The organism is Shewanella sp. Sh95, from assembly GCF_001308045.1.
Lineage (GTDB): Bacteria > Pseudomonadota > Gammaproteobacteria > Enterobacterales > Shewanellaceae > Shewanella > Shewanella xiamenensis.
Map to the genome: position 1 here is coordinate 1 of NZ_LGYY01000181.1, position 9,597 is coordinate 9,597.

7 protein-coding genes, 3 tRNA genes and 1 pseudogene are annotated in these 9,597 nt (G+C 45.9%); 4 read left to right on the forward strand and 7 right to left on the reverse strand.

What is annotated here, in order from left to right:
- Nucleotides 1-126 precede the first annotated feature (126 nt).
- The 5 genes and pseudogenes from AEA42_RS13235 to AEA42_RS13255 form a co-directional block, all read right to left on the reverse strand.
- Nucleotides 127-1,593: pseudogene (locus AEA42_RS13235) on the reverse strand (methyl-accepting chemotaxis protein); the annotation flags it as partial.
- A gap of 161 nt (nucleotides 1,594-1,754) precedes the next feature.
- Nucleotides 1,755-1,841 (reverse strand) — tRNA-Leu (locus tag AEA42_RS13240).
- Nucleotides 1,842-1,883: 42 nt separating this feature from the next.
- Nucleotides 1,884-1,970 (reverse strand) — tRNA-Leu (locus AEA42_RS13245).
- A 56-nt stretch (nucleotides 1,971-2,026) separates the two neighbouring features.
- A tRNA-Phe gene (locus tag AEA42_RS13250) sits at nucleotides 2,027-2,102 on the reverse strand.
- 218 nt (nucleotides 2,103-2,320) lie between these two features.
- A complete protein-coding gene (locus AEA42_RS13255) occupies nucleotides 2,321-3,082 on the reverse strand; it encodes an outer membrane protein assembly factor BamD (protein ID WP_037431375.1) in 762 nt (253 codons plus the stop codon).
- A gap of 122 nt (nucleotides 3,083-3,204) precedes the next feature.
- Between AEA42_RS13255 and rluD the strand changes: the two genes are divergently transcribed.
- The 3 genes from rluD (at nucleotide 3,205) to clpB (ending at nucleotide 7,644) form a co-directional block, all read left to right on the forward strand.
- Nucleotides 3,205-4,176: a 23S rRNA pseudouridine(1911/1915/1917) synthase RluD gene (gene rluD, locus AEA42_RS13260; protein ID WP_011073400.1), complete on the forward strand. Its 972-nt coding sequence runs from the start codon at nucleotides 3,205-3,207 to the stop codon at nucleotides 4,174-4,176.
- 3 nt (nucleotides 4,177-4,179) lie between these two features.
- Nucleotides 4,180-4,953: a peptidoglycan editing factor PgeF gene (gene pgeF, locus AEA42_RS13265; RefSeq protein WP_055647969.1), complete on the forward strand. Its 774-nt coding sequence runs from the start codon at nucleotides 4,180-4,182 to the stop codon at nucleotides 4,951-4,953.
- 117 nt (nucleotides 4,954-5,070) lie between these two features.
- Nucleotides 5,071-7,644, forward strand: coding sequence for an ATP-dependent chaperone ClpB (gene clpB / locus AEA42_RS13270; protein WP_037431382.1), 2,574 nt, complete (start codon nucleotides 5,071-5,073; stop codon nucleotides 7,642-7,644).
- A 166-nt stretch (nucleotides 7,645-7,810) separates the two neighbouring features.
- On the opposite strand, the gene AEA42_RS13275 is transcribed toward clpB, so the two are convergent.
- Entirely contained in the window at nucleotides 7,811-8,272 is a 462-nt protein-coding gene (locus tag AEA42_RS13275) for a DUF4124 domain-containing protein (protein WP_037431384.1), read from the reverse strand.
- Between the two features lie 91 nt (nucleotides 8,273-8,363).
- Here AEA42_RS13275 and pssA point away from each other — a divergent pair, with 91 nt between their 5' ends.
- Complete coding sequence (gene pssA / locus AEA42_RS13280; RefSeq protein ID WP_055647970.1) at nucleotides 8,364-9,182, forward strand: CDP-diacylglycerol--serine O-phosphatidyltransferase; 819 nt, start codon at nucleotides 8,364-8,366, stop codon at nucleotides 9,180-9,182.
- Between the two features lie 67 nt (nucleotides 9,183-9,249).
- Here the strand turns inward: pssA and AEA42_RS22930 are convergent.
- The coding region (locus AEA42_RS22930) for a hypothetical protein (protein WP_231640393.1) at nucleotides 9,250-9,597 on the reverse strand (348 nt) is incomplete at its 5' end.

The following is a 9,597-nucleotide window of genomic DNA, read 5'->3' on the forward strand; positions in this document are numbered from 1 at the left end:
CTTTACCTGTGAGGCTTTTACCTGATTGCAGATCTTTAAGGGCTTGTTCGAAGTTAAAAGGTTGGGTCATGTGTCATTCCTGTTTTTGAATATTTTACTGAAATGACACAGAATTATGAACACTACCTCTTCAGCTGCAGTCGCAATATGGGCATTGAGCTCAGCAATGTTATCTACTGACGCTACAATTTCTTTTAAGGCCTGACCTGCTTCATTGGCTTTATTATTGGCATCATCGACTTGCTTGATACCAACTTCCATTGCATTAACTGCTTCTTTAACCCCTTTTTGTAGCGTTGCGATCATCGCTTCAATTTCTTGGGTGGACTTTTGAGTTCGTTGAGCTAGCGTTCTGACTTCATCGGCGACAACGGCAAAACCTCGACCCTGCTCGCCTGCGCGAGCAGCTTCGATAGCAGCGTTTAATGCCAATAGGTTGGTTTGTTCGGCAATACTCTTTATCACATCTAAAACTCGACCAATACTTTGGCTTTCATTGGATAAAAAGCCAATGACTTGCGCCGTTTTTTGAATTTGTTCTGAAAGTTGAGACATGCTGCTAATTGAGTCAATAACGATACGGTTACCATTCGCCGCATAAGTATCCGCATCCTTTGCCGAATCCGCAGCGGCTGAAGTACTCTGCGCGACCTCTGCCACAGTCGCCGTCATTTCATTCATTGCTGTTGCAGTTTGTTCAGTTTCAGCTTGTTGCTGTTGCATGCGTTTATTGGTTTCTTGGGTAAAACTACTTAGCTCGGTCGCGGAGCTATTAACCGTATTTGCTGCTTCAGCGATGGAGTGCAAAATCCCTCTCAAATGTTCAATAACTTGAGTGAGGCTAGTCGAAATAAGTCCAAGTTCATCATCATTAAAAGTACGGAATTTAATCGTGAGATCGGAGTCTTGGCGGATCGTTTTTAAATTGCGCACAATATCATTGATGGGATTCATCACACTGCGATTAACCCAAAGTCCAATCAAAATACTGATCAGCATTGCAAGCCCTGCAAGAGTGGCAAAGATGGCAATCGATGAGTGATAAATCTCGTTAGCGGCAGCTCTTTCCTGACCTGCAATTTTGATTTGTAGTGCGATAAGTTCTGATATTTTGCCACTTATCGGATCGATTGCTTGGTAAAGCGGTAATATTTTGTCATTCAGTTGGTAAGCTACATCGCCATTCCTCCCCCTAAGATATGAAATGAGTAGCTCAACTTGTTGATTCGCTGGTAAAAATAACTGTTCAGCTTGTTGCGCAAGTCGAGATTCTTCTTGGGTAAGTTCAGTTGCAAGGTATTTGGGCCAGTACTGATTGATCGTTTTGCTGGCATTTTCAAGCGCATTAGCCGCTTGCGAAGCGCTAAATCCGCCAGCATTGGCTTTATTGATCGCGTCAATTACATCAACGGCATATTTATCAGCGATAACCTTAAGATCGTCTAAAGGAACCACTCTGTCGTTATAGATACGCTCGACGCCATATTCGATTTTTCCCATCATATAAATGGCGATAAAACCAATGGTTACTAGCATTAGGAGCGGCACGAGAATGCCAATAAACATTTTTTGTTTTATTTGAAGACCATTCATATGGATTTCCTCAGTGTATTCTGGGAGGCTTTTAGGCAGAACTCGAGCAGTCCATGATGAGTCTGTATGAATAGTTATAGCAAACATGCCAAATGAGGTTGGAGATTTAAGGAAATAAAATCGCAGAAACAAAAAAACCTCGCTTAGCGAGGTCTTTATGTTGGTACAGATGAGAGGACTTGAACCTCCACGCCCGCAAGGGCACCAGCACCTGAAGCTGGCGTGTCTACCAATTCCACCACATCTGCATTGGTATTCGACAGGTTGTCGAACTAAGTTGAATCGCAATTTGGTACAGGTGAGAGGACTTGAACCTCCACGCCCGTAAGGGCACCAGCACCTGAAGCTGGCGTGTCTACCAATTCCACCACACCTGCACTGTACTTTAATTGCAATCCTTTAACACTGGTCGCTAAGGCAACCAACTTAAAGATGGTGCCCGAACCCGGAATCGAACCAGGGACACGAGGATTTTCAATCCTCTGCTCTACCGACTGAGCTATTCGGGCGACGGGCGCAATTTAAAGGCTTTTCGGCTTTTGAGTCAACTGATTTTTACTAAATAATGTAAAAAGTGATGCGGTTGGGTAAGTTTTACTCGAATCGTGTATTTATTGAGTCCTAGCGGGAATGACAAGAGAAAATACTCAGTGCCACTTAAAGGGGATAAACGTAAAAAATGTCCGTAGAAGACGAAAAAATGCCCCTTTAAAAGGGGCATTTCTATTTAGTTAGCTAATATTTCATTGTTTGGGAAGTTAGCTTGCATTACCATTAGCACGTTTTGCTTCAGTTGGTTCTGACCTAACTCGCCATAAGCTTCTGCCATAATCTCCAGTGCTCGCTCAGTTGATGGTGTACCGGGATATGTTTCTAACACAGATTGTGCACGAACAGCAGCAGCACTCCAAGCGTTCATTTTGATATAGTATTCAGCAACTTGAATGGAATATTTCGCTAAACGGTTTTTTAGCGACAGCATGCGTTTTTGTGCGTCAGCGGCATATTTGCTGTTGGGATAGGTTTTGATTAGACGGTCAAAATCCTTAAAGGCATCTTGGGCATTTTTCGGATCGCGATCGGTTCTATCGATATTCAACATATCGTGGAAAAGATAGCTATCCGCCTGCATATTGACGAGTCCTCGCATATAGTAGACATAGTCGATATTGGGGTGCGTTGGGTTGAGACGGATGAATCTGTCAATGTTAGCAATGCCAGAGGCAACATCGTCCATTTTGTAATAAGCATAAATCAGATCCAATTGAACCTGAGTTTTATGTGGTCCAAACGGGAAGCGAGAGTCTAGCGCCTCCAATGAACGGACAGCTTTAGAGTAATTGCCAAGCTCCATGGAGGTTCTTGCCTGAGAATAAAGCTCGTCAGGTGAGGTTTTGGCGGCAATATCGTTATCTTCAGGACTGCTACTACAGGCTGATAACGCTAGTGAAAATAGGACTAAGGTTAAGCCTTTGGAGAATTTATACATACTTGAATTCAATTCTTTATAAGTTGTAGTTAAGAATTTTTCCATTTCACGATAAAATAGAAAGCATTCGATTGTAACAGATAGCACACATTTTTTGACCCCAAAATGGGGATACGGTTCCTATGACACAAGAGATTAATCTAAAAAGCGAGATTTCGGCAACACAAACTGGTTTGAGATTGGATCAAGCACTGGCTGAGTTGTTCCCTGATTACTCGCGCACGCGCATCAAGGAATGGATCCTATCTGATGCAGTCTATGTTGATGGCGTAATGGTAAACAAGCCGCGCGAAAAAGTTTTTGAGCTGCAGCAAATCGAAATTAACGCCACGCTCGAAGAAGAAGTGCATGCGGCTGCGCAAGCCATTGAGCTGGATATTGTCTATGAAGATGATGATATCCTAGTGATCAATAAACAAGCTGGCTTAGTCGTTCACCCAGGTGCAGGCAATGCCGACGGTACTCTGATGAACGCACTACTGCACCATTGCCCTAATATTGAGCACGTGCCACGTGCAGGTATTGTGCACCGTTTGGATAAAGACACCACAGGTTTGATGGTGGTGGCCAAAACGGTTGAAGCACAGACCCATTTAGTGGCCGCATTGCAAGCCCGTGAAATCACCCGTGAGTACGAGGCGATTGTCCTCGGTACTATGACGGCGGGGGGCACAGTGGATGAGCCGATTGGCCGTCATCCGACAAAACGTACCCATATGGCGGTGCATCATTCGGGTAAACCCGCGGTGACCCATTATCGTGTGGCAGAAAAATTCCGTAATCACACCCGCTTAAGATTACGTTTAGAATCAGGACGTACTCACCAAATTCGTGTGCATATGGCGTATATCGGCCATGTGCTGGTGGGCGATCCTGTTTATGGCGGCCGTCCAAAACCACCCAAGGCAGCAAGTCCTGAGTTTTTTGAGATCCTGAAAAACTTTAAACGCCAAGCACTGCATGCGGTACGTTTGGAATTAGCGCATCCTGTGACTTGTGAAATCATGAGCTGGACGGCGCCGATCCCAGAAGATATGGTGATTTTGACTAAAGCACTGCGTCAAGACACTTTAGAACATCCGATCGAGTACTAACTGATGTTGATGCACGATTGGCCAGTACCTGACAATGTGGCAATTGCAATGACAGATCGCCATGGCGGCGTGAGTCTTGCCCCCTACGATAGCCTGAATTTAGGGTTGCACGTGGGTGACATACCGCAGCAAGTATTGGTTAATCGTGGCTTACTAGCACAGCAGTTACAGCTTGCGACTGAGCCTGTGTGGTTGGAGCAAGTCCATGGTACTCGAGTGATTGATTTGGCCGATATCGTCCCAATTAATCTTACTCAAGAAGCTCAATCAGAGTGTGTGGCCTTGCAAAATACGCCACCTTTGGTCGCCGATGCCAGCTATACTGACCTCGCTGGACGGGTTTGCGTGGTGATGACCGCTGATTGCTTGCCGGTGCTTTTGTGTAATCAACTAGGGACTGAAGTTGCTGCTGCCCATGCTGGTTGGCGCGGACTGTGTGATGGGGTGATTGAGGCAAGTGTGGCTAAGTTTGCCTCTAAACCGAGTGAGCTGATTGCCTATTTAGGACCCGCGATTGGCCCTAGCGCTTTTGAAGTTGGCGCCGAAGTGCGTGCCGCCTTTATGGCAAAAGATCCTAATGCGGAAAGTTGTTTTATTGCGCGAGGCGATAAATACCTCGCCGATATTATCGGATTAGCCAAATTGCGCTTAAAGCAACTGGGTATTACACAGATCTACAGCGCCGATATTTGCACTGTATTGAATCAGGATTATTTCTCCTATCGCCGCGATAAAATCACTGGTCGTATGGCTTCCTTGATCTGGCTTAAGTCTTAAGTTTATTCCCCTATAATTTGTATTTATTTCTAGCCATCTAGCTTGAAATTGGTCAAATAGCCCCCATCTTTTAACTAACAAAATGCTGTACCTTATTTGTGAGTTTTAGGAGGCTGTATGCGACTCGATCGTATGACTAATAAATTTCAGCTTGCCATCTCAGATGCCCAGTCGTTAGCACTTGGGCGTGATCATCAGTTTATCGAACCGCTACATTTGATGATGGCGCTGCTTAACCAGGATTCTGGTTCTATCCATCCCTTATTAACCCAAGCAGGCATTCGGGTGAGTGCGCTGCGCTCGCTCTTGAGCCAAGAGCTTGAACGTCTACCGCAGGTCGAAGGCACTGGCGGCGATGTACAATTATCCCAAGGGTTAATTCGTTTATTAAACCTGTGCGATAAGTTGGCGCAAAAGCGCAAAGACAAATATATCTCCAGTGAGTTGTTCGTTCTCGCAGCGCTTGAGGGCAGCGATGCGCTAGCACAATGCCTCAAAAAATCCGGTGCGACCAAAGAGCTAATGGAACAAACCATTGAGCAAATGCGTGGTGGTCAGAATGTGGATGATCCCAATGCGGAAGATCAACGCCAAGCGCTGAAAAAGTTTACCGTTGATCTTACTGAACGTGCCGAGCAGGGCAAACTCGATCCTGTAATTGGTCGTGACGATGAAATCCGCCGCACCATTCAAGTACTGCAACGTCGTAGCAAAAACAACCCAGTGCTGATTGGTGAGCCTGGCGTGGGTAAAACCGCGATTGTTGAAGGCCTCGCTCAGCGCATTGTGAACGGTGAAGTCCCTGAAGGGATTAAAAATAAACGTGTTTTATCCTTAGATATGGGCGCATTAATTGCGGGCGCTAAATATCGTGGTGAGTTTGAAGAGCGTTTAAAAGCCGTGCTTAACGAGCTGGCGCAGGAAGAAGGCCAAGTGATCCTCTTTATCGACGAGCTGCACACAATGGTGGGCGCGGGTAAAGGCGATGGCGCCATGGATGCGGGGAACATGTTAAAGCCTGCTTTAGCCCGTGGCGATCTCCACTGTGTAGGCGCGACGACTCTTGACGAGTATCGCCAATATATTGAAAAAGATGCCGCCCTTGAGCGTCGTTTCCAAAAAGTATTAGTGGATGAGCCAAGCGTTGAAGACACCATTGCGATTTTACGTGGCTTGAAAGAGCGTTATGAGCTGCATCACCATGTGGAAATTACCGATCCGGCGATTGTAGCGGCGGCGACCATGTCGCACCGTTATGTGTCGGACCGTAAATTACCCGATAAAGCCATCGACTTAATTGACGAGGCGGCGTCGAGCATCCGTATGCAGATGGATTCTAAGCCTGAATCCCTCGACAGATTGGAGCGCCGTGCTATCCAGTTGAAACTGGAAGAGCAGGCATTGGCCAAAGAAAACGATGAGGCGAGCCGTCGTCGACTCGAACATTTACGTGTCGAGTTGCATGAAGTTGAGGCTAAGGCGTCGGAGCTTAATGAAATCTGGCGCACCGAAAAAGCGGCGTTGGCAGGTACTCAGCATATTAAAGCCGACCTTGAGCAAGCGCGGATGGATTTAGAAGTCGCGCGCCGCGCCGGTGATTTAACGCGCATGTCTGAGTTGCAATATGGCCGGATTCCAGAGCTTGAAAAGCAATTGGACTTGGCATCGCAAGCTGAAATGCAGGATATGACACTGCTGCGCAATAAAGTTACTGACTTAGAAATCGCCGAAGTGTTATCAAAGGCGACGGGTATTCCGGTTTCTAAGATGCTCGAAGGCGAGCGTGAAAAACTGCTGCAAATGGAAGTGGCACTGCATGAGCGCGTGATTGGCCAAAACGAAGCTGTGGATGCGGTCGCTAATGCGATTCGTCGTAGCCGCGCAGGGCTTGCCGATCCCAATCGTCCTATTGGTTCGTTCCTGTTCTTAGGACCAACCGGTGTGGGTAAAACTGAGTTGTGTAAGTCGTTGGCTAAGTTCCTCTTCGATACGGAATCGGCCTTAGTGCGCATCGACATGTCTGAATTTATGGAGAAACACGCAGTTTCCCGTTTAGTTGGGGCGCCTCCAGGCTATGTCGGCTATGAAGAGGGCGGTTACTTAACTGAAGCGGTGCGTCGTAAGCCTTATTCGGTGATTTTGCTCGATGAGGTGGAAAAGGCTCACCCAGACGTGTTCAACATTTTGCTGCAGGTGCTGGATGATGGCCGCTTAACCGATGGTCAAGGTCGTACCGTCGACTTTAGAAATACGGTGATCATCATGACCTCAAACTTAGGCTCTGACATTATCCAAGAAGGATTTGGCCACCTAAGTTATCGCGAAATGAAGAGCGCGGTGATGAATGTGGTAACCCATAGCTTTAGACCCGAGTTTTTAAACCGGATCGATGAGTCTGTGGTATTCCATCCCTTGGATGCGGAAAATATCAAGCATATTGCTTCTATCCAAATTGCTTCATTGCGTAAGCGTTTGGCAGAGAAAGACTATACGCTGGAGATCACCGACGAGGCATTATCGTTAATCGCCGAAATTGGTTTCGATCCAGTCTATGGCGCAAGACCGCTGAAACGTGCCTTGCAGCAGGAGATGGAAAACCCATTAGCGCAAAAATTACTGCGTGGCGATTTACTACCCGGCAAACCTATCAAGGTCAGTTGCGCTGGTGGTGAGTTGGTATTCGAGCAATAATTTGCGCGGATATTTTCTGTGCTAAATGCTGCTTTACCTAAACAAAAAACCGAAGTCTTGGACTTCGGTTTTTTTTGCCTATATCGGTTACAGATAAAATAGCGGTTAGCAATAGTGTGGCATTGCCATCAAGATTTTTAGTGGTGCCTATTACAAACTCTGGGCGTTATTTTTTATTGCAAAATAGTTTGATCCGCTGTTGATTCTCAGTAATGGCTGCTTGGCGCTCTTCTTCTGTCATCGCGACAGGTTCTTTATTACCGTCTTCTTGGCGGGTGAGTTTTGTATGCGTCGTTAACACATCTAAATTATGTTTAGCGTTTTCACAAATTGCTTCTGCTTGCTTGGCATCTTTCTCTTTAATTAAAGCCGCCGATTTTTCGGACTCAGACATTTCAGGAGGCGCTTCCTTTTTAACGGGAGCTATATAGCCAATTTTACTCGGTTCAAGATCATTGCTATTCAACTGCTGCGCTTGTTGTTCCTGAGTCGGTGGTTGTTGACTGTAATGAGTCACCCCGTTCTTATCGACCCAAATGTAAATAGCGCCCGCCAGCACGGGTTGTGTGAGCAGCGCTAGGTATACAAAACCTAAAAATACCACGCTCAAATTTGTTTTCATTAACATAAACATCATCCCTTAGGGCACCCATCGACATGATAGTAAAATATGCTATCTTGAAGCCTACTTCCATTCCTGTTCATAGCTTTATAAGTGTATGCAAAATTCTTCTAATCAAACAGTAAAGAATAAGGGTATCTATTTACTGCCCAATTTATTCACAACCGCAGGCTTGTTTTCCGGTTTCTACGCTGTGATTGCCTCGATGAATGCCAACTTTGAAGCGGCAGCAATCGCGATTTTTGTGGCTATGATCTGTGACGGTCTTGACGGACGAGTGGCAAGGCTGACGAATACTCAAAGTGACTTTGGTGCTGAATACGACAGCATGGCGGATATGGTGTCCTTTGGCATGGCTCCAGCACTGCTCGCCTATAATTGGGCCTTGGCGGATTTAGGTAAAATCGGTTGGTTGGCGGCGTTTATCTATTGCGCAGGAGCAGCATTAAGGCTTGCACGTTTTAATACCCAAGTCGGTGTTGCGGATAAACGTTACTTCCAAGGTTTAGCAAGTCCTGCTGCTGCGGCCGTTATTGCCGGCAGTATTTGGCTTGGTAATCAGTACAATCTCGATGGTAAGAATATCAGTTGGATTGCCGGATTGATTACAGCAATCACGGGGTTATTAATGGTGAGCAATTTCCGTTATCACTCTTTCAAGGAGATTGACTGGCGCGGCAAAGTGAACTTTATTGCCATTCTATTCGTTGTGGGCGTATTTGTTGTGGTTTCGGTTCAGCCAGCTTTAATCCTCTGCATTGGTTTTTATCTCTACGCCATCTCGGGGCCAGTGATCACTATTCGTACCGTGAGAAAGCTCAAAGTAGCCCATATTGTGGGTGATGGAGAGCATGAAAAGGAACAAGAAACAGCAGAGGGCACCAAGAGTTCAAAAAGTTCTACGGATAATCCTTAGTCCGACAGTTCCTACATTCTCAATCTGTTATGCCATGTTAGTTCTACGGTTCAAGAGTCGCCATTCCCTATTCTTGAACCGTTTCTCTGCACCGGACATACTCATCTATATATGTAAAAGTTTTAAAGCGCCCTTTCTTAAGGCTATTCGATCTATAGAATTTCCTGCACATCCTTTCTACATATGCCAAACTTACCAGCCCAAGTGAGAAAAATTGCAGCATATCCACCCAATACTTGAAGATTTGTTGGTTATTTGTCCACTCGGCAGGTTTTGTTAAAAAAGCGCTTGCACAAAAAGTTTCGCTGCCTATAATGCGCATCCACTGACACGGCAGACAGCGAAAGCGAGCGCGGTTACAGTGCGAATCGAATGCAAATTGTGCAGTTGATTCGAAAGCCTCAAGAAGTTTGTA

What these genes read in the sequence shown, in the direction of transcription:
- AEA42_RS13255 (WP_037431375.1), bottom strand. Translation starts at nt 3,082, where the DNA reads ATGTATAAATTCTCCAAAGGCTTAACCTTAGTCCTATTTTCACTAGCG.
- pssA (WP_055647970.1), top strand. Translation starts at nt 8,364, where the DNA reads ATGCAAAATTCTTCTAATCAAACAGTAAAGAATAAGGGTATCTATTTA.
- clpB (WP_037431382.1), top strand. Translation starts at nt 5,071, where the DNA reads ATGCGACTCGATCGTATGACTAATAAATTTCAGCTTGCCATCTCAGAT.
- pgeF (WP_055647969.1), top strand. Translation starts at nt 4,180, where the DNA reads ATGTTGATGCACGATTGGCCAGTACCTGACAATGTGGCAATTGCAATG.
- AEA42_RS13275 (WP_037431384.1), bottom strand. Translation starts at nt 8,272, where the DNA reads ATGTTAATGAAAACAAATTTGAGCGTGGTATTTTTAGGTTTTGTATAC.
- rluD (WP_011073400.1), top strand. Translation starts at nt 3,205, where the DNA reads ATGACACAAGAGATTAATCTAAAAAGCGAGATTTCGGCAACACAAACT.